Source organism: Pararhizobium polonicum, from assembly GCF_001687365.1.
In the GTDB taxonomy this organism is placed as follows: domain Bacteria; phylum Pseudomonadota; class Alphaproteobacteria; order Rhizobiales; family Rhizobiaceae; genus Pararhizobium; species Pararhizobium polonicum.
On sequence record NZ_LGLV01000013.1, the window covers coordinates 124,126 to 150,527 of the forward strand.

At 62.1% G+C, this 26,402-nt stretch carries 25 protein-coding genes; 12 read left to right on the forward strand and 13 right to left on the reverse strand.

Annotated features, from left to right (window positions below):
* Positions 1-144: 144 nt before the first annotated feature.
* Complete coding sequence (locus ADU59_RS20550; RefSeq protein ID WP_068956027.1) at positions 145-2,031, forward strand: MFS transporter; 1,887 nt, start codon at positions 145-147, stop codon at positions 2,029-2,031.
* Positions 2,032-2,099: 68 nt separating this feature from the next.
* Here the strand turns inward: ADU59_RS20550 and ADU59_RS20555 are convergent, their stop codons facing one another.
* From ADU59_RS20555 to leuB, 3 genes are all read right to left on the reverse strand, one after another.
* Positions 2,100-2,882: a phosphatase PAP2 family protein gene (locus ADU59_RS20555; RefSeq protein WP_083198352.1), complete on the reverse strand. Its 783-nt coding sequence runs from the start codon at positions 2,880-2,882 to the stop codon at positions 2,100-2,102.
* 122 nt (positions 2,883-3,004) lie between these two features.
* Positions 3,005-3,679 (reverse strand): phosphatase PAP2 family protein, encoded by a 675-nt coding sequence (locus tag ADU59_RS20560; protein WP_068956029.1) that lies wholly within the window; start codon positions 3,677-3,679, stop codon positions 3,005-3,007.
* A 125-nt stretch (positions 3,680-3,804) separates the two neighbouring features.
* Positions 3,805-4,917, reverse strand: coding sequence for a 3-isopropylmalate dehydrogenase (leuB, locus tag ADU59_RS20565; RefSeq protein ID WP_068956030.1), 1,113 nt, complete (start codon positions 4,915-4,917; stop codon positions 3,805-3,807).
* Between the two features lie 241 nt (positions 4,918-5,158).
* Between leuB and ADU59_RS30705 the strand changes: the two genes are divergently transcribed.
* Positions 5,159-5,335, forward strand: a complete 177-nt coding sequence (locus tag ADU59_RS30705) for a hypothetical protein (protein ID WP_158515742.1) — start codon at positions 5,159-5,161, stop codon at positions 5,333-5,335.
* A gap of 282 nt (positions 5,336-5,617) precedes the next feature.
* Here ADU59_RS30705 and ADU59_RS20570 read toward each other — a convergent pair whose 3' ends face one another.
* Positions 5,618-6,448, reverse strand: coding sequence for an alpha/beta fold hydrolase (locus ADU59_RS20570; protein WP_068956031.1), 831 nt, complete (start codon positions 6,446-6,448; stop codon positions 5,618-5,620).
* Between the two features lie 79 nt (positions 6,449-6,527).
* Entirely contained in the window at positions 6,528-6,980 is a 453-nt protein-coding gene (locus tag ADU59_RS20575; protein ID WP_068956032.1) for a DoxX family protein, read from the reverse strand.
* 594 nt (positions 6,981-7,574) lie between these two features.
* Between ADU59_RS20575 and ADU59_RS20580 the strand changes: the two genes are divergently transcribed.
* Positions 7,575-7,976 (forward strand): hypothetical protein, encoded by a 402-nt coding sequence (locus ADU59_RS20580; protein ID WP_068956033.1) that lies wholly within the window; start codon positions 7,575-7,577, stop codon positions 7,974-7,976.
* On the opposite strand, the gene ADU59_RS20585 is transcribed toward ADU59_RS20580, so the two are convergent.
* Both ADU59_RS20585 and leuD read right to left on the reverse strand, forming a co-directional pair.
* On the reverse strand, positions 7,966-8,352 hold the full coding sequence (locus tag ADU59_RS20585) for a RidA family protein (protein WP_068956034.1): 387 nt from the start codon (positions 8,350-8,352) through the stop codon (positions 7,966-7,968). The genes ADU59_RS20580 and ADU59_RS20585 overlap by 11 nt on opposite strands.
* Before the next feature lie 6 nt (positions 8,353-8,358).
* Complete coding sequence (gene leuD / locus ADU59_RS20590) at positions 8,359-8,964, reverse strand: 3-isopropylmalate dehydratase small subunit (protein ID WP_068956207.1); 606 nt, start codon at positions 8,962-8,964, stop codon at positions 8,359-8,361.
* Between leuD and ADU59_RS31335 the strand changes: the two genes are divergently transcribed.
* Positions 8,963-9,097 carry a hypothetical protein gene (locus tag ADU59_RS31335; RefSeq protein WP_274534655.1) on the forward strand — a complete coding sequence of 45 codons (135 nt, stop codon included), beginning with the start codon at positions 8,963-8,965 and terminating at the stop codon, positions 9,095-9,097. The genes leuD and ADU59_RS31335 overlap by 2 nt on opposite strands.
* On the opposite strand, the gene ADU59_RS20595 is transcribed toward ADU59_RS31335, so the two are convergent.
* Positions 9,084-9,359 carry a hypothetical protein gene (locus tag ADU59_RS20595; RefSeq protein ID WP_068956035.1) on the reverse strand — a complete coding sequence of 92 codons (276 nt, stop codon included), beginning with the start codon at positions 9,357-9,359 and terminating at the stop codon, positions 9,084-9,086. The genes ADU59_RS31335 and ADU59_RS20595 overlap by 14 nt on opposite strands.
* A gap of 129 nt (positions 9,360-9,488) precedes the next feature.
* Here ADU59_RS20595 and ADU59_RS20600 point away from each other — a divergent pair, with 129 nt between their 5' ends.
* Both ADU59_RS20600 and ADU59_RS20605 read left to right on the forward strand, forming a co-directional pair.
* The gene (locus tag ADU59_RS20600; RefSeq protein WP_068956036.1) at positions 9,489-10,397 is read left to right on the forward strand and encodes an HpcH/HpaI aldolase/citrate lyase family protein; all 909 of its coding nucleotides are present in this window, start codon (positions 9,489-9,491) and stop codon (positions 10,395-10,397) included.
* Positions 10,394-10,600 (forward strand): DUF1737 domain-containing protein, encoded by a 207-nt coding sequence (locus ADU59_RS20605; protein ID WP_068956037.1) that lies wholly within the window; start codon positions 10,394-10,396, stop codon positions 10,598-10,600. The genes ADU59_RS20600 and ADU59_RS20605 overlap by 4 nt, the downstream gene beginning before the upstream one ends.
* Before the next feature lie 34 nt (positions 10,601-10,634).
* Here ADU59_RS20605 and ADU59_RS20610 read toward each other — a convergent pair whose 3' ends face one another.
* Positions 10,635-11,069, reverse strand: coding sequence for a metallopeptidase family protein (locus ADU59_RS20610; protein ID WP_068956038.1), 435 nt, complete (start codon positions 11,067-11,069; stop codon positions 10,635-10,637).
* Between the two features lie 170 nt (positions 11,070-11,239).
* On the opposite strand from ADU59_RS20610, the gene ADU59_RS30325 reads away from it, so the two are divergent.
* The 6 genes from ADU59_RS30325 to ADU59_RS20640 all read left to right on the forward strand — a co-directional run bounded on the left by ADU59_RS30325 (position 11,240) and on the right by ADU59_RS20640 (position 21,528).
* Complete coding sequence (locus ADU59_RS30325) at positions 11,240-12,169, forward strand: ImuA family protein (protein WP_068956039.1); 930 nt, start codon at positions 11,240-11,242, stop codon at positions 12,167-12,169.
* Between the two features lie 40 nt (positions 12,170-12,209).
* Entirely contained in the window at positions 12,210-13,628 is a 1,419-nt protein-coding gene (locus tag ADU59_RS20620; RefSeq protein WP_068956040.1) for a Y-family DNA polymerase, read from the forward strand.
* On the forward strand, positions 13,625-17,086 hold the full coding sequence (locus ADU59_RS20625; RefSeq protein WP_068956041.1) for an error-prone DNA polymerase: 3,462 nt from the start codon (positions 13,625-13,627) through the stop codon (positions 17,084-17,086). Before ADU59_RS20620 ends, ADU59_RS20625 begins: the two co-directional genes overlap by 4 nt.
* A 221-nt stretch (positions 17,087-17,307) precedes the next feature.
* Positions 17,308-17,667 carry a (2Fe-2S)-binding protein gene (locus ADU59_RS29710; protein ID WP_425332039.1) on the forward strand — a complete coding sequence of 120 codons (360 nt, stop codon included), beginning with the start codon at positions 17,308-17,310 and terminating at the stop codon, positions 17,665-17,667.
* Complete coding sequence (bfr, locus tag ADU59_RS20635) at positions 17,633-18,118, forward strand: bacterioferritin (RefSeq protein WP_068956209.1); 486 nt, start codon at positions 17,633-17,635, stop codon at positions 18,116-18,118. Before ADU59_RS29710 ends, bfr begins: the two co-directional genes overlap by 35 nt.
* Before the next feature lie 380 nt (positions 18,119-18,498).
* The gene (locus ADU59_RS20640) at positions 18,499-21,528 is read left to right on the forward strand and encodes a calcium-binding protein (protein ID WP_099050891.1); all 3,030 of its coding nucleotides are present in this window, start codon (positions 18,499-18,501) and stop codon (positions 21,526-21,528) included.
* Between the two features lie 83 nt (positions 21,529-21,611).
* On the opposite strand, the gene ADU59_RS20645 is transcribed toward ADU59_RS20640, so the two are convergent.
* From ADU59_RS20645 to ADU59_RS20660, 4 genes are all read right to left on the reverse strand, one after another.
* Positions 21,612-22,139: an RNA pyrophosphohydrolase gene (locus tag ADU59_RS20645; protein WP_068956043.1), complete on the reverse strand. Its 528-nt coding sequence runs from the start codon at positions 22,137-22,139 to the stop codon at positions 21,612-21,614.
* Between the two features lie 80 nt (positions 22,140-22,219).
* Positions 22,220-23,431, reverse strand: coding sequence for a divergent polysaccharide deacetylase family protein (locus ADU59_RS20650; protein WP_068956044.1), 1,212 nt, complete (start codon positions 23,429-23,431; stop codon positions 22,220-22,222).
* A 134-nt stretch (positions 23,432-23,565) separates the two neighbouring features.
* Entirely contained in the window at positions 23,566-24,888 is a 1,323-nt protein-coding gene (locus ADU59_RS20655) for a S41 family peptidase (RefSeq protein ID WP_068956045.1), read from the reverse strand.
* Positions 24,878-26,200: a murein hydrolase activator EnvC family protein gene (locus ADU59_RS20660; protein ID WP_244506474.1), complete on the reverse strand. Its 1,323-nt coding sequence runs from the start codon at positions 26,198-26,200 to the stop codon at positions 24,878-24,880. Before ADU59_RS20660 ends, ADU59_RS20655 begins: the two co-directional genes overlap by 11 nt.
* Between the last annotated feature and the right edge of the window lie 202 nt (positions 26,201-26,402).

A 26,402-nucleotide genomic window follows, 5' to 3' on the forward strand; every position in this document is an offset into this window, starting at 1 on the left:
AAGTCATAATCCCAAAGCATCGCTGACGATGGATGGCGTTTTCTGTCATTTTGTCGCCATCGCGTGTTCCGCTTCGAGATCAGGGAGGATTTCGGGGCAATCGGGGGATGCGTACAAGCCGTTTTTGAGTGGAGGACAAACGAAATGGCAAATGTCGCAGCAGCGGCGGTCGAAAAATCCGGCCCCATGACCGCGGAGCAGAAGAAGGTGATTTTCGCCTCCTCGCTCGGCACGGTCTTCGAATGGTACGATTTCTATCTCTACGGTTCGCTGGCCGTCTATATCGGCGCGACCTTCTTTTCGCAGTATCCTGAAACCACCCGCAACATCTTCGCGCTGCTTGCCTTTGCAGCCGGCTTCCTGGTGCGGCCGTTCGGCGCGCTGGTGTTCGGCCGTCTCGGCGATCTCGTCGGCCGCAAATACACCTTCCTCGTCACCATCGTCATCATGGGCCTGTCGACCTTCCTCGTCGGCATCCTGCCCGGCGCCGCCTCGATCGGCATCGCCGCTCCGATCCTTCTGATCGTGCTGCGCATGCTGCAGGGCCTGGCGCTCGGCGGCGAGTATGGCGGTGCCGCGACCTATGTGGCCGAGCATGCGCCGCAGGGCAAGCGCGGTTACTTCACCTCCTGGATCCAGACGACGGCGACGCTTGGCCTGTTCCTGTCGCTGGTGGTCATTGTTCTGGTGCAGATGCTGCTCGGCAAGGAAGCCTTCGCCGCCTGGGGCTGGCGCATCCCGTTCCTGTTGTCCTTCATCCTGCTCGGGGTTTCCGTCTGGATCCGCCTGAAGATGAATGAATCGCCCGCCTTCAAGAAGATGAAGGAAGAGGGCAAGGGCTCCAAGGCGCCGCTCACCGAGGCCTTCGGCCAGTGGAGAAACGCCAAGATCGCCCTGCTCGCCCTGTTCGGCGCCGTCGTCGGCCAGGCCGTCGTCTGGTATTCCGGCCAGTTCTACGCGCTGTTCTTCCTGCAGAACATCCTGAAAGTGGACGGCCAGTCGGCCAATATCATGGTCGCCGCCTCGCTGATCATCGGCACCGGCTTCTTCGTCGTCTTCGGCTGGCTGTCCGACAAGATCGGCCGCAAGCCGATCATCATGGCCGGCCTGGCGCTGGCGATGCTCACCTATTTCCCGCTGTTCAAGGCGCTGACCTGGGCGGGCAATCCGGCGCTGGCCGAGGCGCAGGCCACCGTGCGGGCCACCGTCACGGCCGATCCGGCGGACTGCAAGTTCCAGTTCAACCCGACCGGCACGGCCAAGTTCACCACCTCCTGCGATATCGCCACCTCGTTCCTGACCCGAAACTCGGTGCCCTATGACGTCGTTCCCGGCCCTGCCGGCACGCCGGCAACGGTCAAGATCGGCCAGGAAACCGTCAGCAGCTACGATTCCGTCGCTGCCGGCGATCAGGCCAAGGCGATGAACGGCGCCTTCGAAAAGCAGATCAACATCGCGCTCCACGATGGCGGCTATCCGCTCGTTCGCGGCGCGGCCAAGGTTGCGGAAAGCAAGCTCGACGGCTTCGTTGCCGCCAATCCGGAGCTGGCGCTCGATGCCGCTGCGGTTCGCGGCGGAGACAAGGCAACGATGACGGGCGAAGAGCTGGTCGCTGCCAAGCTTCTGACGGCGGAAGAAGCAGCCGGTGTCACCGACATGCCGGTCTATACGATCGACAAGGGCGGTGCCTTTGCCATGGTTGCCGATCCGGCGCGCGTCAACTGGGTGATGGTCATCGCCGTGCTGACCGTGCTGGTCATCTACGTGACGATGGTCTACGGCCCGATCGCCGCCCTGCTGGTTGAGCTGTTCCCGACCCGCATCCGCTATACCGGCATGTCCCTGCCCTATCATATCGGCAACGGCTGGTTCGGCGGCCTGCTTCCGGCAACGGCCTTCGCCATGAGCGCGGCCAAGGGCGATATCTATTACGGCCTCTGGTACCCGATCGTCTTTGCCGGCATCACGCTGGTGATCGGCATGCTGTTCCTGCCCGAAACCAAGGACCGCGATATTCACACCATGACCTAGCCGACGTCTTCTCCCGCCAGACTGAGCCCGGCGCAGCCTCTGTGCCGGGTTTTTTCATGCCTGTTTTTTCAGGCGTGATCGGCCGCCACCGTTCCGGCTGTTTGCGGCTGCGGGGGGATGTGCGGATAGCGTGGCTCTGGCCAGCCGCCCGCGTTGATGGTGAAGAGAATGCCGTAGCGGGCGAACTGGGTGGCGACGGCGAGCGCGAACCAGCCGCCGAGCGCCAGCCCGGCGATGACATCGCTGGGATAGTGGGCGCCGACGATCACCCGTGCCAGCCCGATCCAGATGCCGGCGATGAACAACGGTATGCGCAGCTGCGGCACGAGAAATCCCAGGCCGACGAAAAAGGCGGCGGCGGTGGTGGCATGGCCGGAGGGAAAACTTTCATAGGCCGTGCTGTTGGCAAACGGCGAAAAGCTGAAGATCCCCTGCTCTTCAAAGAGGTGCGGCCGGGCCCGGCCGATCACCCGTTTGAGCATATTGGCCGCCAGACCGGACAGCGCGACCGTGATGAAGACATAGGCCGCCGCAGCCGTCAGCAGCCGGGCCGTCTCCGGCGCCTTGCCCGCCGTACTCCGTTTCAGCGTGGCGAGACCGGCAAAGCATACATAGCCGGCAATGAGCAAAATCCAGCCGGAGTTTCCGGCATGGGTGAAGGTTCGTCCGAATTCGATCGCCAGCGCCGGAAAGCGGCCGGCGGCGGCGCCAACACAGGTATCGAACAGCGCAAAGGCAATGAAAACGAGATTGAGACAACAGAGATGATAGAGCGGGTTGACGAGCGCCAGGCACCGGATTTCCGGCAATCGCGGCCTGATCCCGCAAGCCGCGAGCAATGTGTCCACCATCCCGATCCGCGCTCCTGCCGCCGCAACTGGGTTGTTGCTGCAACGGGTCTAATCGAGCTGTGTTACAACCAGATCACACCGGTTTGACAGAGAGGTAAAAGGGATTGCCGTTCGCGCGCTGGCTAGACTTTCGTTCGGGGCCAGCCCGCGTCGTCCAGCCGGAACAGCCAGTTCTGCCGGGCAAAGAGGAAGGCGATCATCAGGGCGCTCCAGAAACCGAGCGAGAGCCCGGCCACCACGTCGCTTGGATAATGCGCGCCGACGATGACGCGGCTGATGCCGATCGTCAGCGCGCCCAGCGCAAAGACGGGCCGGAACCGCGGTGCGAGCATGGCAAAGGCCCCGAAGAAGGCTCCGACTGCCGCCGAATGGCCGGACGGAAAGCTCTCGAACTGCCATTCCCGCGCAAACGGCGTCAGGCTGTGGGCGCCGTATTCGAGGTAAAGCGCGGGCCGCGCCCGTCCGATGATCAGTTTGAGCGCCTGAACGAGCAGGCCGGCACTGCCGATCGTTCCGAGGAAATACAGGGCCAGCCGCCAGCCTGTCCCGGCTTTCGAGGAAAAACCCTCGCTGCGGGAAACCCGGTGCAGGATATAGGCGATGATGACGATCGAGCCGGAGCTGTAGATCATCCAGGCGAAGGTGCCGAAATCGGTGATCCGCTTGTTGAAGGCGACAACGCCGTGGGGCAGCGCCTGCGCCCATTGCGAAAGGGCGCCATCGAAGGGAAGCAGCGCCGCGATCAGGACACTTGCTGCCAGGAGAAGCCAGAGAGAGGTGGAAAGCAGTCTGTTCATGGATACCCTGTTTGATTGGTCTTCTTTCCTGTGGCGACCAAAATAGGGATTTCCATGGCGTGCCGAAAAATGCCCCGAAGAACCGGGAGGCCCTCCCCGCTTGCGGGGAGGGAAACAGGCAGCTTTTAAGCCGAAAGCGCCTTGAACTCGGCAAGGATGGCATCGCCCATTTCGACGGTGCCGACTTGGGCGCAGCCATCGGCCATGATGTCGCCGGTGCGGATACCCTTGTCGAGCACGTTGGCAACAGCCTTTTCCAGGTTGTCGGCCTCGGTCACGAGGTTGAACGAATAGCGCAGGCACATGGCAAACGAGGCGATCATGGCGATCGGGTTGGCGATGCCCTTGCCGGCAATGTCCGGTGCCGAACCGTGCACGGGCTCGTAGAGCGCCTTGCGCTTGCCGGTCTTGGCATCCGGGGCGCCGAGCGAGGCGGATGGCAGCATGCCGAGCGAGCCGGTCAGCATTGCGGCCACATCCGACAGCATGTCGCCGAACAGGTTGTCGGTAACGATCACGTCGAACTGCTTGGGCGCACGCACCAGCTGCATGCCGCCGGCATCGGCCAGCATGTGGTCGAGCGCGACATCGGAATATTTCGCCTTGTGCGTCGCCGTCACCACCTGGTTCCACAGAACGCCGGACTTCATGACATTGCGCTTTTCCATCGAGCAGACGCGGTTGTTGCGGGTGCGGGCCAGTTCGAAGGCGACGCCGGCGATGCGCTCGATCTCGTAGGTGTCGTAGACCTGCGTGTCGATACCGCGCTTCTGGCCGTTGCCGAGATCGATGATCTCCTTCGGCTCGCCGAAATAGACGCCGCCGGTCAGCTCGCGCACGATCAGGATATCGAGGCCCTCGACCAGCTCGGCCTTCAGCGACGATGCGTTGGCGAGCGCCGGATAGCAGATCGCCGGGCGCAGGTTGGCAAACAGTTCCATGTCCTTGCGCAGGCGCAGCAGGCCCGCTTCCGGGCGCACGTCATACGGAACGGCATCCCATTTCGGACCGCCGACGGCGCCGAACAGAACGGCATCCGCCGCCATCGCCTTGGCCATATCCGCGTCGGAAATCGCCGCGCCATGCGCATCATAGGCCGATCCGCCGACCAGGCCTTCGTCGGTGGTGAAGCCACCGGCCATCTCGGCGTTCATATAGGCGATGATCTTGCGGACTTCCGCCATGGCTTCCGGACCGATGCCGTCGCCGGGCAGAAGGAAAAGATTGCGCACTGTCATGGGGCATTCCTTTTAAGTCGATGGGTGTCAGATGTTGGCGCGTTCTTAACGCAACTTCCGTTCAAGGAAAATGCGGTTTCGGAAAGAATTGTGCGCGCACCGATCTCCCTCTTCTCCCCGTTGAGGAGAAGAGGGAGCAAACCCTGTTCCATCCGGAACAGCGCGGATGTCCGGCCTGTGGGATTGTCGGGTCACTGGATGAGGGAGGCTCATCCACACGAGATCTCAAGGAGAGACCCGCATGCGCACGTTCGTTTTGACCGCCATTGTCGCTGCCATCGCCGCCGTTTCCTTCGCCGCCCCGTCGCAGGCCGGCTATTACAGCGACGACTGCCAGCCCTATTGCTTCATCAAGAAGGTCAAGACTTACGATTCCTACGGCAACGTCATCATCAAGAAGATCCGCGTCTGCGAATAGGCGCCCGCCGTTTCTGACGTCCTCCGCCAAAGCCCGGCTGTCCCTGCAGCCGGGTTTTGGTGTTTGAGTCGTTGTCTGCGCCACCGCCCTCGTCTGCGCTCCTGGGCCGATAAAGCTGCCGCACCGGCTTCTGTCCTGGCAGCTTTGCCCCTCACCCTAGCCCTCTCCCCGTTTTGACGGGGAGAGGGGACGACAGAGGTTGCCGCTTGGTCCTTCTCCCCGTCAAAACGGGGAGAAGGTGCCCGACAGGGCGGATGAGGGGCAGATCACGCCGCCGCCAGCCTACCCCTTGAAAAAAGCCAGCATATCGGGATTGAGAATCTCCGGATGCGTCGACAGCATGCCGTGCGGAAGCCCGTCATAGCTCTTCAGCGTTCCGTTCTTGAGGAGCTTCACCGAGAGCGGTGCGGAGTCGTCATAGGGCACGATCTGGTCGTCGGTTCCGTGCAGGACCAGCACCGGAACCTCGATCTTTTTCAGGTCCTCGGTGAAATCGGTTTCGGAAAAGGCCTTGATGCATTCGTAATGGGCATTGGCGGCGCCCATCATGCCCTGCCGCCACCAGTTGTCGATGAGCCCCTGGGACACTTTGGCGCCCGGGCGATTGAAGCCGTAGAACGGACCGGTCGGGACATCGATGAAGAACTGGGCGCGGTTTGCGGTGAGCGCGCTGCGCAGGCCGTCGAATACATCGATCGGCAGCCCGCCGGGGTTCCTGTCCGATTTCACCATGACTGGCGGTACGGCCCCGACGATGACGGCCTTGCCGACCCGGCCCGGCTTGGCGCGGGCCACATAATGGACGACTTCGCCGCCACCGGTGGAATGGCCGACATGGAAGGCGTTCTTGAGGTTAAGCGCATCGGCGAGTGCTGCCACGTCGGCGGCGTAGGTATCCATGTCGTGGCCGGTCGATGTCTGGGTCGAGCGTCCATGGCCGCGGCGGTCATGGGCGATGACGCGAAATCCCTGCGCCAGAAAGTACAGCATCTGGGCGTCCCAGTCGTCGGCGCTCAGCGGCCAGCCGTGATGGAAGACGATCGGCTGCGCATCGCGCGGGCCCCAGTCCTTGTAGAAGATTTCCGTTCCGTCGTTTGTGGTGATGATGCTCATTCGTGCGTTTCCTTCCGAGAGGGACGAGGTGAAAGGCAAGGCCGTAGAATGCGCCTCATCCATGTCAGCCGCAACACGCTCAGCTCCAGTCCCTGTCACCCCGGCGCCATTTGTGCAGGTCGTACCAGGCGACGAGAAGAAAGGCGCCGGCCAGTCCCAGATGTTCGAAGAATGTATTCATCGCCGCAAACCGGGCCGTGCCCAGGGGCATTTCCCAGAACCGCAGGGCAATAAAGGTTGCCAGCACGGTGAAGACGGCAAGGGACAGCGCGCCGATCCAGCGCAAGAAGCCGCTGATTACCATCGCCGAGGCGCTCAGCTGGAAAAGGATCACCACCGCGGCGATGGGTCTGGGCGGCAGAAGCCCGTAATGCTCCATTTCAGCGACGGCGCTGCTGAAATCCATGAGCCTGGTCGCCCCGCTGACGATATAGGCGGAGCAGAGCGCCAGGAGCCCAAGCCAGCGGGCCGGATGGCTGGTGAAAACCGGCGTGCAGACGCCGGCAAGTTTTGCTTCCATTCTCAACAGCATGATTTTCCCTTTCCGGCGGGCATGTTCAAACGGGATTTTATATGCCCCCGCGTTGATATTGAACGATTTTATCGGAATTGTCTTCGCCCAGAATCCCCGCCTTGAAAAGCCGTGTCATGATGGCAACGTTCTGTCACGGATACACCGCAAGACGTTTGCGGCGAGGCAGGGCTGGCGCTCCACGCAAAGCCTCGTGGTCTCAATGAAGAGGCTGCGAACGTCAGGCGGACCGGAAGGAGAGCCCCCGGAAACTGGATTCCCCCTGTCCTTCTGGGGCGGGCGCATCTGTGTGATGCACATGCCGGGATGAGAAGCGTGATGTACCGGAACCGTGATGCTGAATGCCGGAACCGGAAGCCTATGTCGCGACGATCGTCCCGGGTCAGAGAATCCGCAGTCGGGGTCTGTAGGGAGGAGAGCTCCCGAGAGAACGCCAAACGGGGCGCTGGGAAGCGTCAATTATATTAACTCATTAGAGGCGGTTTCCAGTGCCCCGTCCGATTGAGTGCAGGTTTGAAAACCACGGCGGACACCGCGCGGGGATGTTTCCTGCTGTTTTCCGCTTCCGATCAGCCGACAAGAGGAAGAACCGTTATGCCCTATATCAAGCCCCCGCCCCGCTCGCCTTCGTCGGATGTCTTCCTGCGCTTGGCCGCGACGGTCTGGCTCAATCATCTCCGTTGCCGTGTACGGCGCTGCCGGCGTGATGGCCGTTGCCTCGGCAGGGTGGCCGCAAGCGGATTGTTTTTCTGCATCCGCCTCATGAAACCCGGGGACACCACAGAGATGCTGGATTTTGTGGCCGATACGATCGAGCTGGCGACCCCGGAGTTATTCGCGGCGGGCCTTGCAATGGCAAAAACGGATGAAGAGCGCGAAATGATCACATTCCGGCGCCAGGTCTTTCTCTATTATTACAGCGAATTGGCAAAGGCGGGGCTGACCGAGCCTTTGGGGCCACCCTTCATCGAAGGCCGATCGGGCGTTACCCCTTGAAGGCGGTGACTTCGATCTCGATGAGCATTTCCGCACGGATGAGGTCGCAGACCACCATCGTCGCTGCCGGACGGATATCGCCGAAGGTCTCGCCCAGGATCGGGAAGACCCTGTCGGCAAAAGCGGCGTCGGTCACGTAATAATGATTGCGAACGACGTCGTTCAGCGAAAACCCGGCATCCGCCAGCGCCGCCGCGATGGTCTTCAGGCAGTTGCGGGTCTGCTCCTCCACCGTCTCCGGCATGGTCATCGTCCGGTAGTCGTAGCCGGTGGTGCCGGAGACGAAGCACCAGTCGCCCTGCACGACAGCCCGCGAATAACCCGCCGTCTTTTCAAACGGCGAGCCGGAGGAGATCCGTCTGCGCGGGCTTGCCATCGGGCGTTACGCCCAGGGATGCGAAGCGGCGTTGGCCTTTTCGAACGTGTCGATGGCACCAGCCTTTTCCAGCGTCAGGCCGATATCGTCGAGGCCGTTCAGCATGCAGTGGCGCTTGAATTCATCCAGTTCGAAGGTGATCTTGCCGCCGTCCGGACCGGTGATTTCCCGGCTTTCCAGGTCGACCGTCAGGATGGCGTTGGAGCCGCGCGAGGCGTCATCCATCAGCTTTTCCAGGTCTTCCGGCGAAACGACGACCGGCAGAATGCCGTTCTTGAAACAGTTGTTGTAGAAGATATCGGCAAAGGACGTCGAGATGACGCAGCGGATGCCGAAGTCGAGCAGCGCCCAGGGGGCGTGTTCGCGCGACGAACCGCAGCCGAAATTGTCGCCGGCGACCAGGATCTTGGCGTTCTGGTAGGCGGGTTTGTTGAGGACGAAATCCTCGTTCACCGAGCCGTCTTCATGATAGCGGGCTTCGGCGAAAAGGCCGGTTCCAAGGCCGGTGCGCTTGATCGTCTTCAGGTAATCCTTCGGAATGATCATGTCCGTGTCGATATTGACGACGGGGAGCGGCGCGGCAACGCCGGTGAGCTTGACGAACTTGTCCATGGCAATGGCCTTCGATTTCAACGGAACGGGAAAAATTTCCGCCCAGCGTTTAGAGCAATTTTGCGCCGAAATGAAGGAGAATCTGCGCGCCGGGCGCCTGAAAGGCGGCTTTGCGCCCTTCAGAGGTCGATGATCGTGCCGCGTCCGTCGTTCCAGATGCGCGGTTCGCGCGGCTGGCGGCCGGAATTGGGGTTGCCAGGATTCCGGTTGACGGAATTCCGGTTGACGGTGGCGCGAACCGGCTTGGGCGCAAGCCGCGCGGCAATCGTCGTGCCGATCATCACCACCGAGACGATGCCGATGAGGGCGAGGCCAAGGGACGCGGTAAAGACGAAGGCCATCAGCGTGAACGCGATGCCTGCGGCAGTCAGGAGGAGATTACGGATGCTTTGCATGGTCGTCACCTTTCGTTGCCCAGAATGTGGTCCCGCATGGCCCCCGTTGCAAGGGGCCTGTTGCAAGGGGACATGGCCCGATTGCATCTCTGCCTTGCGAAAACGGCGAAAGGCGGGCAAAACAGGCCCATGACGTCATCCAGCGATCGCCACCCCGCCCGCCTGCGCCGTTCGGTTCTCTGCGTTCCGGCCGACAATGCCCGCGCCCTTGCCAAGGTTGCCGCGCTGGCCTGCGACGCGGTGATCTACGATCTCGAGGATGCGGTTCTTCCCGCCAACAAGGTTTTGGCGCGCGATACGCTGGCCGCGCATCTGCAGGAGGCTCGCCGGTCCGATATCGAGATCGTCATCCGCATCAACAGCCTCGCCTCCGGTCTCAGTGAACAGGATCTGGCGGCCGCTCTGGCGCTCGCGCCCGACGCCATCCTGCTGCCCAAGGTCGAAAGCCCGCAGGACATCCAGACGGTGGCCGATATCCTGTCGGAAAACGATGCGCCGGATATGCTGCGCCTCTGGGCGATGATCGAGACCCCGCGCGGCGTGCTCAATGCGGCTGCGATCGCTGAAACCGGCCGCACCCGCGGCGGCAGGCTCGATTGTTTCGTGCCGGGGCTGAACGACCTGCGCAAGGAAACCGGTCTGCCCGCCCTGCCCGGCCGCACCTATCTCGTGCCCTGGCTGATGCAGATCCTGCTGGCTGCGCGCGGCAGCGGCCTCGATATCATCGATGCCGTCTTCAACGATTTCCGCGATGGTGCGGGGTTCGAGGCCGAATGCCGGCAGGGCCGCGACATGGGGTTCGACGGCAAGATGCTGATCCACCCGGCCCAGATCGGCCCGGCCAACGATCATTTCGGCATTGATAAAGCCGCGCTTGCCGAGGCCCGCTCCATCATCGATGCCTTTGCGCTGTCCGAAAATGCGGATAAAGCCGTCATCAATCTCAACGGCCTGATGGTCGAGCGTCTTCATCTCGATCAGGCCCTGCGGCTCGCCGCCAAGGCCGATGCCATCCATCAAAAAGGAACAATATTGTGAAACTGTATCGCTTGCTGACCGCCGTCGACGACGCCACCTTCTGTCACAAGGTGACGGCTGCCCTCAACAAGGGCTGGGAGCTGCATGGATCGCCGACCTATGCCTGGAACCAGGAAACCCGCGCCATGATGTGCGGCCAGGCCGTCGTCAAGGACGTCGAGGGCAAGGAATACACCCCCGACACCAAGCTTTCGGAACACTGAAGCCTCGCGGCCGGCCGGGGCGGCTCACGCCGTCTCAGCCGCCGACATGCTCGACGCTGGCCTCGATCCGCTCCATGTCGTCGTCCGACAGGCCGAAATGATGGCCGATCTCGTGGATCAGCACATGCGTGATGATATCGCCCAGCGTCTCCTCGTTTTCCGCCCAGTAATCGAGGATCGGCCGGCGGTAGAGAATGATCCGGTTCGGCATCTCGCCGGTTTCCATGGTGAAGCGCTCGCCGATGCCGCGTCCCTCGAACAGGCCGAGCAGGTCGAACGGCGTTTCCAGCGCCATGTCCTCGAAAACGTCCTCGCTCGGAAAATCGTCGATCTCGATGGTCAGATGGGTGGCAAGCGCCCGGAATTCCTCCGGCAGATGGCTGTAGGCCTCCAGTGCCAGGGATTCGAATGTGCTGATTGTCGGCGCGTGGCGTTCCCGCCAATCGTCGGTCTGGTCAATGCGGGCCATAGGCACTCCTTACTTGCTCCCTGATATAGCCATTTCGTCAGCGTTTTTCGAGAGTTGAATTTGGATGTGCTCCGTCAAGGAATAAATTCTTAGAAATTGCCGTTGACTCTTCCGTGAAGCTCTGGAATCTATAAGAACATAACAGGAACATTTTGAATTGGAGTGACGTCATGGTGCAGACGCCCATGACGCGCGAGCGTCTGTTTGCGCTCCGCGAAGAGATCGCAAGACTGGAGGGCAGTTCCGTGGCTGCCGCCAGGCAGGAAGCTCTGGCCGGCGAGAACGGCCATGGAAAACGAAAGGAAAGCCATCGTCTGCCTCTGGGCGTTCCGGCGCTCGATGGGGCTCTGGAAGGCGGGTTGCCGCTCGACGGCATCTGCGAAATCCGCTCGCAGCTGATGCGCGATGCGCCGGTGGTCACCGGTTTTGCGCTGGCGCTTGCCGCCCTGCTTCAGCGCAAGGCGGATGAGGACCGTTCGCCGGTCCTGTGGATCAGCGATCCGGTCACGTCGATGGAAACGGGCATTCCCTATGCGCCGGGCCTTGCGGATTTTGGTCTGAGGCCAGAGCGCTTCCTGCATGCGGCCCCGCGCCGGCTGGAGGAGGCGCTGTGGCTTGCCGAAACGGCGGTCGAAAGCGGCGCCTTCCTGGTCAGCATCCTGGAGGTCAAGGGCAATCCGGCGCAGTTCGGCCTGACCGAGAGCCGGCGCCTGAGCCTGCGGGCAAAGGCGGCGGGGCGCCCTCTCCTGGTGTTGCGCCAGTCGGCGCAGGAAGAGGCGAGCAGTGCTGCTTTTCGGTTTTTGCTTGAACCCGCGCCGGCGGCAATCCGGTTTCTGCCGGATCGATCGATGCTTGGCGGCAGCATCGGCAATCCGGTTTTCCGTCTCACCCTGGAGAAGAGCCGAAATCCGGCGCCTCTCTCCCTGTTTCTGGAGTGGAATTCCCATGACCGTCAGTTTTTCTCCGTCGACAAGCCAGAACATGCTCGGGTTCCGCTCAAGCGCGCAGCGCATTCTGGCCCTCGCCTTTCCGCACCTGCCGACCGACCGGATCGCCCGGCAGAAATGGGGCCTGTCCTGGCGTTCGATCAGGCATCCTGAAGCGGTTCCCCTCGTCTGTTCCGGGCGGCGCGACAATGCCATGCGGCTGACGGCGCTCGACGAGGCGGCGGAGGCGCTCGGGCTGAAGAAAAACCAGGGCGTCGCCGAAGCGCGGGCGATCTATCCGACGCTGGAAATCGTCGAGGAGGACGTGGGTGCCGATCGCCGCCTGCTCGACGGCATCGCCGACTGGTGCGACCGCTACACGCCGCTGGTGGGGCTGGATGGCCGGGACGGGCTGTTTCTCGATATTACCGGCTGTTCGCATCTGTTCGGCGGCGAAAAGGCGCTGCTCAAGGATATCCTGTCGCGGCTCTTCCAGCTGGGGATCGACGCCCGCGGCGCCATATCGTCGGCGCCGGGCCTCTCCTCGGCCGTCTCCCGTTTCGGCAGCGGCGGCGTCATCGCGCCGGAAGAGATGGAGCCGGTGCTGGCCCCCCTGCCCGTCGCTTCTCTGCGGCTGGAGGCAAACACCGTTGCCGCGCTGCAGAAGCTCGGATTGAAGCGGGTGGGCGACATCATCGCCGCACCCCGGGCGCCCCTTGCCCGCCGTTTCGGCGCGCATCTGCTGCTGCGGCTCGATCAGGCGCTCGGCCGTGACGAGGAGCCCGTGTCGCCGCGCCGGCCGGTCGCCAGCCTCTCCGCCGAACGGCGGCTGGCCGAGCCCGTGCAGACGCAGGAGGATATCCTCTCCCTGACCGGGCAGATTGCCCTGTCGCTGAAGGCCAGCCTGGAGGAGCGCGGCGCCGGCGGGCGGGTGTTCGAGCTGTTGCTGTTCCGGGTCGATGGCCGGGTCTTCCGCATCGCCGCCGGGGCGTCGCAGCCGCTCCGGGACCCGAAGCGGATCGCCGCGCTGTTTTCCGAGCGCCTGCAGGCGGTTCATGACGATCTCGACGCCGGCTACGGTTTCGAAATCCTGCGGCTGAATGTGATGCGGCACGAGGCCTTCGATGCCGCGCAGGAGGATTTCGACGGCGCCCGGCAAAAGGATGTCTCTCTTGCCGTCTTTGTCGATCGCGTTTCGGCCCGTCTCGGCGCCGATTGCCTGCAGAGTTTTCAGCTGCGCGAGAGCCACGTGCCGGAGCGGGCGGTGACCATGGCTCCGGCCATGGATGCATTGCCGCCGGCCAGGCGGCCGGCGCCAAGCGGCTTTTCCTGGTCCCGCAGCGAGCGGCCGCTCAGGCTGTTCCCAAGGCCGGAATCGGTGGATGTCTCCGTGGCCGAAGTGCCCGAGGGGCCGCCCGAAAGCTTCCGCTGGCGGCGCATGTTGCATCGTGTCTTGCGCAGCCAGGGGCCGGAACGCCTCGCCATGGAATGGTGGATCGACGGCGCCGATGCCCGGGCGCGGGATTATTTCCGCATCGAGGACGATACCGGCCACCGGTTCTGGATCTACCGCGAGGGCCTCTATGGCCAGATGCCGCCGCCGCGCTGGTTCGTGCACGGGGTCTTCGCATGAACGCCACCCCGGCCTTTTTCGAGATCGGCGCCCGGTCGAATTTCTCCTTCCTCGAGGGCGCATCGAAACCGGAGGACATGGTCGTTCAGGCCGCGATCCTGAAACTTTCCGGCCTTGGCCTTGCCGACCGGAACTCGGTCGCCGGCGTGGTGCGGGCCCATGCGCAGATCAGGGCGATGAAAGAGGAATACGAAAAGACGATTGCGGAAAATCGGGCGCTTTTCGACAAGGGAGGACAGCCAAAGGCGCTTCTGCAAGCCGTCCCCTTTCAGCCGGGCGCGCGGCTGGTCTTTTCCGACGGGACCCCGGATATTCTCGCCTACCCGCAAAACCGAAAGGGATGGGCGCATCTCTGCCGCCTGCTGAGCGCCGGCAATCTCAGAGCGCAAAAGGGCGCGTGCATCCTGAACGAAGCGGACCTTGCCGAATGGGGGGACGAGATGATGCTCGCCCTTGTTGCCGATCCGTCCGTGCTCGACGATGCCGGCAAACAGGAAAGGCTGGAGCAATGCCTCGATCGCCTGAGACAGCGCTTCCATGCGGCATTTCACATGGTCCTGTCGCCATCCTATGATGGCCGGGATGCTCAGGTTTTCGCCGCGTTTTCCACACTGGCCACCCGCAACCGCGTGCCAGTGATCGCCAGCAACCAGCCGCTTTATCATCACACCGCCCGCCGCCCGCTTGCCGACATCGTCACCGCCATCCGCGAGCATGTGACGATTGCCGAGGCCGGCTTCCGGCTGGCCCCCAATGCGGAACGTTATCTCAAGGATGCGCGCGAGATGACGCGCCTGTTCGGCGCCTATCCAAAGGCGGTCGCCAATACGGAAAAATTCTTCAAAAGCCTGTCATTTTCGCTGGATGAGCTGAAGCACAACTATCCGGACGAAGGCGTCGCGGGCGAGACACCGTCGGAAACGCTGGGGCGTTTGACCTGGGAGGGGGCGCGAAAACGCTATCCGGAAGGCATCCCGGTGAATGTCGAAAAGCAGATCGACTACGAACTGAGGCTTATCCGGGACAAGGAATACGCCTCCTATTTCCTGACGGTCTACAAGATCATCCAGCATGCCCGTTATGAACTGAAGATCCTGTGCCAGGGGCGCGGTTCGGCGGCAAATTCGGTGATCTGCTATTGCCTTGAAATAACCGAGGTCAATCCGGAGAAAAGCACGCTTCTCTTTGACCGGTTCATTTCCATGGATCGCGATGAGCCGCCGGATATCGATGTCGATTTCGAGCATGGCAGACGCGAAGAGGTCATCCAGCATATCTACAGGACCTATGGCCGGGAACATGCCGGCCTGACGGCGGCGGTGACGAGTTATCGTGCCCGTTCCGCCGGCCGCGAAGTGGCCAAGGCTTTCGGCCTGTCGGAGGATGTGCAATCGGCGCTCGCCAGCACGGTCTGGGGCTGGTCGGCGGAGGATCTGTCCGAACGCGAGGCAAAGGCCGCCGGGCTCGATCTGTCCGACCCGATCACCAAGAATGTTCTTCACTATGCCACCGAACTGATGGGTTTTCCCCGGCACCTCACGCAGCATGTGGGTGGCTTCGTCATTACCAGGGACCGGCTCGATGAGGTGGTGCCGATCATGAACACGGCCATGCCGGATCGCTACATGATCGAATGGGACAAGGACGATCTGGACAATGTCCGGATTCTCAAGGTCGATATCCTGGCTCTGGGAATGCTCACCTGCCTGCGCAAAGCCTTTGAGCTTCTGGAGCTTCACTATGATGTGAAGAAGACGCTCGCCGATCTCGGCAACAGGGATCACGAGGATGGAGAGCCGGTCTACGGCATGATGTGCCGGGCCGATACGATCGGCGTCTTTCAGATCGAAAGCCGGGCGCAGATGAGCATGCTGCCGCGTCTTCGCCCGCGCATATTTTACGATCTGGTCATCGAGGTGGCGATCGTCCGGCCGGGCCCGATCCAGGGAGATATGGTGCATCCCTATCTCAAGCGGCGCGGGCAATCCCATCTTCCCGGCTTCAAGATCGATTATCCCAAGGATGAGATGAGACCTATCCTGGAACGGACGTTTGGTGTTCCGCTCTTTCAGGAACAGGCCATGCAGATTGCCATTACGGCGGCAAAGTTTTCACCGGCAAAGGCGGATCGTCTGCGGCGGTCCATGGCGACATTCAAGCGCTCCGGGCAGGTCAATACGTTCAGGGACGACATGGTCAACGGGATGGTGGAAAATGGCTATACGCGTGAATTCGCGGAGCGTTGTTTCAAACAGATCGAGGGTTTCGGCGAATACGGTTTTCCCGAAAGCCATGCGGCCTCCTTCGCGCTGCTCGTCTATGCCTCGTCCTGGGTCAAGGCCTACTATCCCGATGTCTTCTGTGCGGCGCTTTTGAATTCGCAGCCGATGGGGTTTTATGCGCCGTCACAACTGGTGCGCGACGCCCGTGAGCATGGGGTCGAGATCCGGCCCGTCGATGTCAATTTTTCCGATTGGGATTGCCTGCTTGAGGCGAGTGAATTCAAGAGGGATGCGATCGACCGGCGGCATGCCTCGATGCGGGATATCATCAAAACCGGGAGGGCGGTCCGGCTCGGCTTCCGGCAGGTGAAGGGGCTTTCGGAAGCCGATATGATCGCGCTCGTCAAAGCCCGTGGCCAGGGCTACACCTCTGTGCGCGACCTCTGGCTTCGGTCGGGACTGCAGAAACCCGATATCGAACGGCTGGCGGATGCCGATGCCTTCGGCTCCATCGGGCTTTCGCGGCGCGAAGCGCTCTGGGCCGTGCGGGCGCTGGATGCCAAAAGCGCGGCGGAAAAGCTGCCCTTGTTCGACCGGGCCGATCGGGCCGATCTTCAGGTCGAGCCGGAAACCCGCCTGCCGGACATGTTGCCGGGCGAGCAGGTGATCGAGGATTACCGTTATCTTTCGCTGTCCTTGAAGGCGCACCCGGTGTCTTTCCTGCGCGATGAATTCGCTGCAATTGGCATCCTCAAGAACGGGGATCTTCTGACGGTCCCGAGCGGGCAGATGGTCACCATTGCCGGGCTTGTGCTGGTGCGCCAGAGGCCGGGTTCTGCCAGAGGGGTCGTCTTCATGACGCTGGAGGACGAGACGGGGGTTGCCAATGCCATCGTCTGGAACAGGATATTCGACCGCTACCGATCCGTCGTCATGGGCGCCCGGCTGGTGAAGATCAGGGGCAGGCTGCAGAGCGAGAGCGGGGTGATCCATGTCGTCGTCGATCATATCGAGGACATGACGCCGATGCTTGGCCTGCTGCAGCGCGAAACCCGCCGCTTTGGCGTGTCCGAGCGGGCCGATGAAGCCCTGCGCCCGACAGGCGATCACCGGCAGAGGAAGCGCATCGCCGCGCCGGAGCGCCCTCTTCCGGTGAAGGACGGAGCGGGCGGGCTCAACCGGAGCGAGGTTGCCGCAACGGCCAGTGTCATGCCGAAGGGGAGGAATTTCCACTGAGGCGGATCGCGGCAGGCAGGGACTTCACTGGTCCTGTAACAATAATTGTCTGATTTTGCGAAAAGTCAAAAAATATTGATGAGTGCGAAAAGGCCAAATCCGGTGGCATCGATCGCCAATAAGTCAATGAAAATACGATAGATTTTGTCAAGTTTAGAATTGATCTAATATTTGTCCGGAAATCCCGCCGCGACATTTTTGTTGACACTAAATGTCCGCTTTTGCTTTATGAAGAGAATTCAGTGCATTGCGTATCACGGACAGAAGAAATGCTGGTTTGTAGCTGCAATTTCATCACCGAAAAGGACATACAGGAAACCATCATCGAGATGCTCGATGAGGACTGTTGGCAGCTGATCGTGCCCGCGAAAGTGTACCACGCGATGGAAAAACGTGGCCGTTGCTGCGGCTGTTTTCCCAATGTCGTTGACATCATCATCCGCACCACCGAGCAATATCATGCCGGCCGCCCCTCGACGGATGACCAGATTTTTGATTTCATGACCCGCCTCAAACAATTCCATGAAGAAAACAGGAGAGCGGATCTTGAAAGGCGACAAAAAAGTCATCGAGCAGCTTAACGAAGCGCTTTATCTCGAACTCGGTGCGGTCAACCAATATTGGCTCCATTATCGCCTGCTCGACGATTGGGGCTACACGCTCCTGGCAAAGAAGGAACGTGCCGAATCGATCGAGGAAATGCAGCACGCCGACAAGCTGGTTTCGCGCATCATCTTCCTCGAAGGTCATCCCAACCTCCAGACGGTTGCGCCCCTTCGCATCGGCCAGACCGTCAAGGAAGTGCTGGAGGCGGACCTTGCCGGCGAATACGACGCCCGCGCGGCCTATAAGAACTCGCGCGATATCTGTTACAGCGCGGGCGATTATGTTTCCATGAAGCTGTTCGAAGAACTGCTGGCCGACGAGGAAGGCCATATCGACTTCCTCGAAACCCAGCTCGATCTCTTCAACAAGATCGGTGCTGAAAAATACGGCCAGCTCAACGCCGCGCCGGCAAACGAAGCCGAATAGGCTTTCCGGCTTTCACACAGGCCCGCCCCGGTTTTTCCCGGGCGGGCATTTTTATGCGCAGTAAACAGGCCGCAGGCCGTTCGGGCAGCGTTTCAGCCCCTGTTCCCGCGGGAACACGATCGGCCTTGCGCCGCTGGCTATATGGTCAGCGTCCGGACAAGCGCGTGATATTATATTGCAAGCACCGCCCCGGAAAAATGGTTCATCGGGAGTGAGACATGAAGCAACATCAAGATTAGTTTTCCGAAATTCTATTGAACAACGGCGCTTCTTCACCAGAGGATTCTTCAATCCATCGGGCTGAACAGCATCCCGGAACCGGTCTTTCAGGCGCGGCGACGGGATAGGTGCGCCGTTCAAACATCATTCAGGAGACCAGAATGGCAAATATTATTGGAACAGCCGGCAATGACATATTGCTCGGCAACGATCTCGAAGACGATTTCATCATGGCCCTTGCCGGCCTCGACACGATCAACGGCGGCATGGGGTCCGACTATATCCAGGCCGGGGACGGCAACGATATCGCCGACGGGTCGTTCCAGGGAGACTATATCCTTGGCGAGGCCGGCAACGATACCTTGAACGGCAACAGCGGCGACGATTATATCGACGGCGGAGCCGGCAAGGACAAGCTCAATGGCGGCAGCGGCCAGGACAACATCCTTGTCGGAACGCTGGCAACGGCAGCCGGCGACATCGCAAACGGCGGTTCCGGTACAGATCGCCTCACGGTCGACTATGCGTCGGCAACCGCCAAGCTCAACATCGCGATCAAGGACTGGATCGCGCCGCAGACGCTGACGGGCGGTATCCAGGCCACCAATGTCGAATCGTTTTCGATCACCGGCAGCAAGTTCGACGATACCATCACCGGCGGCAACTATTCCGACTTCCTGACCGGCGGTGCGGGCAACGATGCGCTCTCGGGCGGCCGTGGTTTCGACATGCTGATGGGAGGAGACGGCAACGATGTGCTGCGCGGCGGTTATGGCATCGACTATCTGACGGGCGACGCCGGCAATGACGTGCTCTACGGCGATCAGGGATTCGATCTTCTCTACGGCGGCGCCGGCAACGACAAGCTCTTTGGTAACGCCGATGCCGACACGCTCTCCGGCGGCGATGGTGTGGACTATCTTTCCGGCGGCACCGGCGATGATTCCCTCGCGGGCGATGCCGGCAACGACACGCTCAAGGGCGATTCGGGCAACGATATGATCGACGGCGGTGCCGGCGACGACATCATCGAGGGTGGCAGCGGCAATGACACCATCAGCTATTATTACGGCGAGGGCAAAGACACCATCACCGACAGCAGCGGCAGCGATCGCCTGATCCTGCGCAATTTCTCCGGCAATTTCACCGCCAAGGCCGCCACCGAGGTCAATACGCTGACGGGCGGCACGACCTTCACCGGCATGGATCACTACACGATCTATGCCACCGGCACCGGTGCCAACAGGATCACCACCGGCACCGGCAATGATCAGGTTGATTCCGGAGACGGCAACGACCGGATCGATGGCGGCGCCGGCGACGACTGGCTCGATGGCGGTCTCGGCAAGGACACGATCTTTGGCGGGCTCGGCAACGATGTCGTCAGGTTCGGTGACGGCGGTGCCGATACCGGCGATGGCGGTGCCGGCACCGACAGCGTCTCGGTCGACCGCCGGTCGCTGACCGCAAGCCAGACCTTCTCGGTCACCGGCAACACGGCAACGCTGACGGACGGCACCAGCCTGAAGAACTTCGAGCATTACGAGGTAGCCTTCGGCAAGGGCAACGATATCGTCAAATCCGTCGGCTCGGCGCAGAGCGTCACCTTCTATGGCTATGACGGCAACGACACGCTGATCGGCACCAGCGGCTCGGATGAGCTGGATGGCGGCAACGGCAACGATACGCTGACATCCGGCGCCGGCGCGGACTGGATCTATGACAATGGCGGCACCAATGTCATCAAATCCGGCGATGGCGCCGATACCGTCCGGGTTGGCGATGCCTATAGCGGCGGCGCTATCGGCCACAACACCGTCGATCTCGGCACCGGCGACGACAGCTTCTACCGCACCGCCTCGACCGGCAAGCTGTCGCTCGATGGCGGCACGGGAACGGACTTCGCCTCCATCGACTTCAGCAAATACACCGCCGGCATCACCTTCAAGCTGTCGGCCAGCGTGACGGCCACCAATGCGCCGGTGACGGTCAAGAATGTCGAGCGGGTGGCGCTTGTCGGCGGCAGCGGCAACGACATCTTCACCGGCGGCAGCCTCAATGACGACCTGCGCGGCGGTGCGGGCAACGACACGCTGACCGGCGGCGCCGGCAACGACGTCATCAGCGGCGACCTCGGCAATGACATGCTGCGGGGCGGCACCGGTGACGATACGATCTACGGCGACGGCCTCACGCTGACCGGCGGCAAGGATACGATCTATGCCGAAGACGGCAACGACATGGTCTATGCGGGTATCGCCGACCGTTCCGACGGCGGCACGGGGACGGACCGGATCAGCCTGAACGTTTCCGAGCAGACGAAGGACATTGCCTTCACCTTCTCCACGGGAACGGTCAATGTCGATACGGCAACCTCGTTCAAGGCCTTCGAGGCGCTCGATTATATCGGCAGCAAGGGCAAGGATACGGTCACCGGCGGCAGTCTTGACGACAATCTCGACGGTCGCGCCGGCAACGATATCCTGCGCGGCGGCAGCGGCAACGATACGCTGAAGGATGGCGCCGGCAACGACCAGCTGTTCGGCGATGCCGGCAACGACACGCTGACCCGCACCGATGCCGTCGGCAAGGATGTCTTCGATGGCGGTTCCGGCACGGACACGCTGTCCTTCAGCGAAGGGGCGACCTCCGTCGTGCTGGATCTGATGACCCAGAGCAAGAACAAGGGGCTCGCGCTCGGCCTGACGGTCAAGAACGTCGAGATCATCGAGGGCAGCTACAATGACGACGATATCCGCGGCGATGCCAATGCCAATGTCCTCAACGGCAACGGCTCCGACGACGTTCTCGATGGCCGCGACGGCAACGACACGCTCAACGGCGGCGCCGGCGACGACTGGCTGACGGGCGGCAAGGGCAATGACAGGTTCGTCTTCGACGTCGATGGCCGCGACGGCGAGGGTGACGTCATCACCGACTTCACCCGCGGCCAGGACAAGCTGGTGATCGACAAGAGCGACTACCAGATCGCCGCGGGGGATACGACCGTGACGCTGGTTGTCGGGGCCGATCCGGTGGCGACCAGCAGCAAGGGCACCTTCCTGTTCGAAAGCGACAACGGCCGCCTCTGGTTCGATGCCGACGGCAAGGGCACCGACGCCGATCTCGAACTCGTCGCCATCCTGCAGAACGTCAAGACGCTATCGACAAGCGATTTCGCCTTCATCTGAGGGTGATTTGAGGGATTGAGACGGGCGCCCGCCCCGGAGTTTTCGGGGCGGGCGTTTTGTGCGGGGATATCGGGAAGGCTCCCCTACCCCGCCAAATGCCCGAACGCTGCCACAACCTCCTCGTACACCCCGCGCTTGAACGTCACGATCAGGTCCGGCAGGTCGTGCATCGGCTTCCAGGCCCATTCGTCGAATTCGGGCTCGTGGCCGCCGGGGGGCGGGTTGATGGCGATTTCGGATTCGTCACCGTCGAAGCGGAAGGCGAACCAGCGTTGGGTCTGGCCGCGATATTTGCCTTTGAGGCCAATACCGATCAGATGGGCGGGCAGGTCGTAGTTGATCCAGTCCGGCGCTTCGGCGAGCAGCGACACGGTGGTCATGCCGGTCTCCTCGTAGAGCTCGCGATAGGCTGCCTTCAGCGGGTCCTCGCCCTTGTCGATACCGCCCTGCGGCATCTGCCAGAGCTGGGCGGAGCCGTCGTATTCGGAATTGCCGATCGGAATGCGCCGCCCGGCCCAGACGAGGCCCTGGCTGTTCAGCACCATGATGCCGACGCAGGGGCGATAGGGAAGATCATCAGCCTTGACCGGTTTCGATATGTCCTTGCTCATGCGAATGCCCCTTTGAGATCTTGTCTTGCATGCGGACAGGATGCGGTGCGTGCCGCATCCTGTCCGCGTGCCGTGTTACGCTATTGCTGTTGCGGATCCTTGACGAGCGCGGAGACGCCGACGAATTCGATGCCGCGCGTGCCCGCCTCGTCCATCCACTGGGCGATGGCTGCAACGCTTTCGTCGAAAGCCGAGGCGACGCCGATGGCGCTGCCGTTGCGCCGGGCGATGCGTTCGAGTTCGTCAAGTTTCTTGAGGATCGCGGTGCGGTCGATCTGATTGTCGACGACCATATCGGCAAAACCGTGCGGCACGCCGATCGTGCCGGCTAGCGTGCCCGTCAGCGATTGCGCCGATGTCGCATCGTCGAGGAACAGCAGCCCGCGCCGGCCGAGATCGCGCATCACCGGCTCCAGCGCATCGGCATCGGAAAGAAAACGCCCGCCGAGGAAATTCATGATGCCGGTATAATTGGTGATCTGGGCCAGCGAATAATGCAGTTCCGACAGGTTCTTCTTGGCGTCCAGCCCGATGCGCAGCGTATGCGGTCCGGGATTGTTATCCGGGTAATCGAATGGCTCGAACGGTACCTGCAGCAGAATTTCGTGGCCGGTGCGGCGGGCTTCCTGCATCCAGCGCTGCAGGCTGTTGCCGGTGGCGGCAAAGGCCATCGTCACCTCGGGAGACAGCTGGCGCAGCGCGTTCTGCGTGCCGGTCTGGCTGAGGCCGAGGCCGCCGACCACCAAAGCGATGCGGATGCCGCGGGCGCCCGACCAGGGCCGCGCATACTGATCCATCGGCCGCAGCCCATCCGGGCCGGTGATCGGCAGGCGCCCCTGCGGACTGTCCTCCAGCAGGGCATCGTTGGGGAATGTCGCCAGACGCGGGTCCTGGCCCTTCGTGCGGCCGACCTGAATGAAGGCGGGGCCGTCGCCGTCACGCTGCTTGGGCGAGAATTTGGTGACGATGGAGCCGTTGTTGGTCAGCGTTTCCTCGACATGGGCACCGGAGAGGGCGCCGCTTGTCTGCTGCTGTTTGGGCGTGTTGCCGTCCGCCGCTGTTTCCGTCGCCGTCGTGTCGCCCGGCTTGGCAGCGTCCGCCAGCACTTGCGTCTCCGGCTTTTGCTGAACGATCAGGCCGCTCGGCTTCAGGACGGACCAGGTGGAAATGCCGATCAGCGCGATCACGCCGATGCCCAGCAACAGACGGCCGAACGTCAGACCCGGCTTTTGCGCTCCGGCGGAGCGGGGCTTGCGGTCTTGACCAAGAGGAGCGTTGAGATCTGTTCCCAAAAGGGCCTCTGTCGATCCGGGTTGCGATGGTGGAAGCCCTGGGCGAAGAGGCATTCCCTTCAAGAATCGAAACCGCCGCCCGGCTGGAGCCAGGCGGCGAATATCGGTACGCAATCCGCTGTATCAGCGGATTTTTACGGCTTCAGTTCGGCTTTTTCCGGGCTGGCCGGGAAGGCCGGATCGGTCTTCTTGTTGCGCAGCAGATCCAGCGCGTAATTCAGCTGCAGGTCGTCCTTGGGTTCCGGCGGGACATAGGCAACCGAGCCGGAGCCTTCGTCATTTTCGCTCTGGCCCTTGATATGACCACGCAGGCTGGACTCGCTCGTCGTTTCGACCTTGCCGAGCAGTTCCGGCGGCAGCGGCTGTTCGACCTTGATATCCGGCGAGATGCCGGTGCCCTGGATCGATTTGCCCGATGGCGTGTAGTAGAGCGCGGTTGTCAGACGCAGCGCGCCGGCATCGCCGAGCGGGATGATGGTCTGGACCGAGCCCTTGCCGAAGGAGCGCGTGCCGAGAACGGTGGCGCGCTTCAGGTCCTGCAGGGCGCCGGCGACGATTTCCGAAGCCGAAGCCGAGCCGCCGTTGATGAGCACGATGACCGGCTTGCCGTCGGTCAGATCGCCCGGAGTGGCATTGAAGCGCCGGGTTTCGTCGGGATTGCGGCCACGGGTGGACACGATCTCGCCGCGCTCCAGGAAGGCATCGGAGACGTTGATGGCCTGATCGAGCAGACCGCCCGGATTGAGGCGGAGATCGAGCACATAGCCCTTCAGCTTGTTGGCCGGAACCTGGGCCTTGATCTTTTCGATCGCGTTTTTCAGATCATCATAAGTCTTTTCCGTGAACGAGATGACGCGGACATAACCGACGTCATCTTCCGTGCGGAACTTGACGGCGCGAACGGCGATGACATCGCGGACGATCGTCAGTTCGATCGGCTTGTCGGCACCCTTGCGCAGAATGGTCAGCTTGATCGGCTTGCCGACGGCGCCGCGCATCTTGTCGACGGCTTCCTCCAGCTTGAGGCCGCGCACGTCCTGACCGTCGATCTTGGAAATGAAGTCGCCGGCAAGGACGCCTGCCTTGGCAGCCGGCGTGTCGTCGATCGGGCTTGTCACCTTGACGAGATCGTCTTCCATGGTGACTTCGATGCCGAGGCCGCCGAATTCACCCTTGGTCTGGGTGCGCATGTCTTCCGCATCGGAGGAGTTCATATAGCTGGAATGCGGATCGAGCGAGGAAAGCATGCCGTTGATGGCGTTCTCGATCAGCTTGTCGTCCTGCGGCGGCGTCACGTACTGGGCGCGGACGCGTTCGAAAACGTCACCGAAGATCGACAGTTCACGATAGGTTGACGGGTTGGCCGCGACGGCCGGGACGACGGACGAATAAACAACGCCCATGGCAGTTGCACCCATGAGTGCCCCGACCAGAACAAGTGAAGCCCTACGAATCATTGCGTGCCTTTCCGGTATCTGCTGCGGTCCACCACGGTCGGGAATCAACCGGTTTTCCGTCTTTCCTGAATTCAATGTAAAGTGTTGGCCGTTCGGTTTCCAGCGCCAAAGCGGTCGCACTGGCCACTCTTTTGTTACCCATGGTGCCCAGCGGCTCGCCGGCGACGACGAATTGCCCCTGCTGCACCGTGACGCCTTCCAGTCCCGACAGCACCACATGATAGCCGTCGCCGGGGTTGAGGATGATCATCTGGCCGTAGCTGCGAAACGCGCCGGCAAAGACGATCCAGCCATCGGATGGCGCTGTGACCAAAGCCCCGGCATTGGTCTCGAGCATCATGCCCTGAAGCGAATGGCCCGTGCCGTCGGCATCACCGAACCGGCGCAGGATCGATCCGGCAACGGGAAGCGCGAGCTTTTTCTGCAGGTCCGAAAAGGCATATGCAGGCGCAATGCGGTTTTTGTCGGGCGTCGTGCTGTTGGCCAGTTCGCGGGCTTCGGCGCGCTGCGCATCCGACATCGCCCGGCGGTTTTCCTCTTCGGCTTTGGCGGCAGCGGCAGCATCGCGGGCCGAGGCGATCTGGGTTTCGATCGATCCGATCAGGCCTTCGAGGCTGGTCGCCTGCGCGGCAAGCTGCTCGGCCTTGCGGCGCTCGGATGCGAGCTCGGTGGCGCTGCGCTGCTTCAGCTTCTGTTTTTCGGCGATCAGCATGTTCATGCGCCGCTCTTCCTCGAGCCGCGCCGTCATGTCATCGCCAAGCGCCTGTTTCTGCGCGGTGATGTCCCGGCGCACGCCGGCAAGCGCCTTGAGATCGGCGGCCAGGTTTTCGGTCTCGTGGCGGATGCCGGGAACGACGGCGCCGAGCAGAATGGCGCTGCGCACGGATGCCAGCGCGTCCTCCGGCGTCACAAGCAGGGCCGGCGGCGGATTGCGCCCCATCCGCTGCAAAGCGGCCAGCACCTCGGCCAGCACGCCGCGCCGGGCCCGCAGCGATGCGTGAACGGCGTCTTCCTTGGTGCGCAATGTCGTCAGCTTGTCTTCGCCGTCGAGAATCTGCTGTTCCAGCGCCTTGCGCTTGTCGGCGGAACCGACGATCGCCGCCCTCAGTGATTCACTGGTTTTCTCGAGATCGTCGATGCCGGCCTGCAATTGCGCCGCGCGGTCGTTCGACAGGGTGATGGTCTTCGACAGGGCTTCCAGTTCGCTGCGGGTGCTGTCGCGCTTGAGGGCGAGATCGGCGGTCGGATCCGGCTGCGCTGGCGCCTGCTGCTCCGTGACGCCTTGCGGAGCGGGGTCCGGTGTTTCTGCCATCTGCGCGCAGACGCTGCCGGCGACAAGAAGGCCGGCTGCCAGCAGGCTCGCGCGCAAGCAGAGCCATCCGGTGTGTTCCGGCTGCCCTTTGTGTGTCCGCTTTGCCGCGCCTGTTATCATTTCGCCATTCGCTGTCAGCAGCCCGTTCGATCACAAAACCCTACGCTGATTTGGCCGTTTGCGCCAACAGCCATTCCCGGCA

Excerpts from the sequence above, each read along its gene's own strand:
- ADU59_RS20550 (WP_068956027.1), top strand. The coding sequence starts at position 145 with ATGGCAAATGTCGCAGCAGCGGCGGTCGAAAAATCCGGCCCCATGACC.
- ADU59_RS20555 (WP_083198352.1), bottom strand. The coding sequence starts at position 2,882 with ATGGTGGACACATTGCTCGCGGCTTGCGGGATCAGGCCGCGATTGCCG.
- ADU59_RS20560 (WP_068956029.1), bottom strand. The coding sequence starts at position 3,679 with ATGAACAGACTGCTTTCCACCTCTCTCTGGCTTCTCCTGGCAGCAAGT.
- leuB (WP_068956030.1), bottom strand. The coding sequence starts at position 4,917 with ATGACAGTGCGCAATCTTTTCCTTCTGCCCGGCGACGGCATCGGTCCG.
- ADU59_RS30705 (WP_158515742.1), top strand. The coding sequence starts at position 5,159 with ATGCGCACGTTCGTTTTGACCGCCATTGTCGCTGCCATCGCCGCCGTT.
- ADU59_RS20570 (WP_068956031.1), bottom strand. The coding sequence starts at position 6,448 with ATGAGCATCATCACCACAAACGACGGAACGGAAATCTTCTACAAGGAC.
- ADU59_RS20575 (WP_068956032.1), bottom strand. The coding sequence starts at position 6,980 with ATGCTGTTGAGAATGGAAGCAAAACTTGCCGGCGTCTGCACGCCGGTT.
- ADU59_RS20580 (WP_068956033.1), top strand. The coding sequence starts at position 7,575 with ATGCCCTATATCAAGCCCCCGCCCCGCTCGCCTTCGTCGGATGTCTTC.
- ADU59_RS20585 (WP_068956034.1), bottom strand. The coding sequence starts at position 8,352 with ATGGCAAGCCCGCGCAGACGGATCTCCTCCGGCTCGCCGTTTGAAAAG.
- ADU59_RS31335 (WP_274534655.1), top strand. The coding sequence starts at position 8,963 with ATGGCAATGGCCTTCGATTTCAACGGAACGGGAAAAATTTCCGCCCAG.
- leuD (WP_068956207.1), bottom strand. The coding sequence starts at position 8,964 with ATGGACAAGTTCGTCAAGCTCACCGGCGTTGCCGCGCCGCTCCCCGTC.
- ADU59_RS20595 (WP_068956035.1), bottom strand. The coding sequence starts at position 9,359 with ATGCAAAGCATCCGTAATCTCCTCCTGACTGCCGCAGGCATCGCGTTC.
- ADU59_RS20600 (WP_068956036.1), top strand. The coding sequence starts at position 9,489 with ATGACGTCATCCAGCGATCGCCACCCCGCCCGCCTGCGCCGTTCGGTT.
- ADU59_RS20610 (WP_068956038.1), bottom strand. The coding sequence starts at position 11,069 with ATGGCCCGCATTGACCAGACCGACGATTGGCGGGAACGCCACGCGCCG.
- ADU59_RS30325 (WP_068956039.1), top strand. The coding sequence starts at position 11,240 with ATGGTGCAGACGCCCATGACGCGCGAGCGTCTGTTTGCGCTCCGCGAA.
- ADU59_RS20620 (WP_068956040.1), top strand. The coding sequence starts at position 12,210 with ATGCGGCTGACGGCGCTCGACGAGGCGGCGGAGGCGCTCGGGCTGAAG.
- ADU59_RS20625 (WP_068956041.1), top strand. The coding sequence starts at position 13,625 with ATGAACGCCACCCCGGCCTTTTTCGAGATCGGCGCCCGGTCGAATTTC.
- ADU59_RS20640 (WP_099050891.1), top strand. The coding sequence starts at position 18,499 with ATGGCAAATATTATTGGAACAGCCGGCAATGACATATTGCTCGGCAAC.
- ADU59_RS20645 (WP_068956043.1), bottom strand. The coding sequence starts at position 22,139 with ATGAGCAAGGACATATCGAAACCGGTCAAGGCTGATGATCTTCCCTAT.
- ADU59_RS20655 (WP_068956045.1), bottom strand. The coding sequence starts at position 24,888 with ATGATTCGTAGGGCTTCACTTGTTCTGGTCGGGGCACTCATGGGTGCA.
- ADU59_RS20660 (WP_244506474.1), bottom strand. The coding sequence starts at position 26,200 with ATGGCAGAAACACCGGACCCCGCTCCGCAAGGCGTCACGGAGCAGCAG.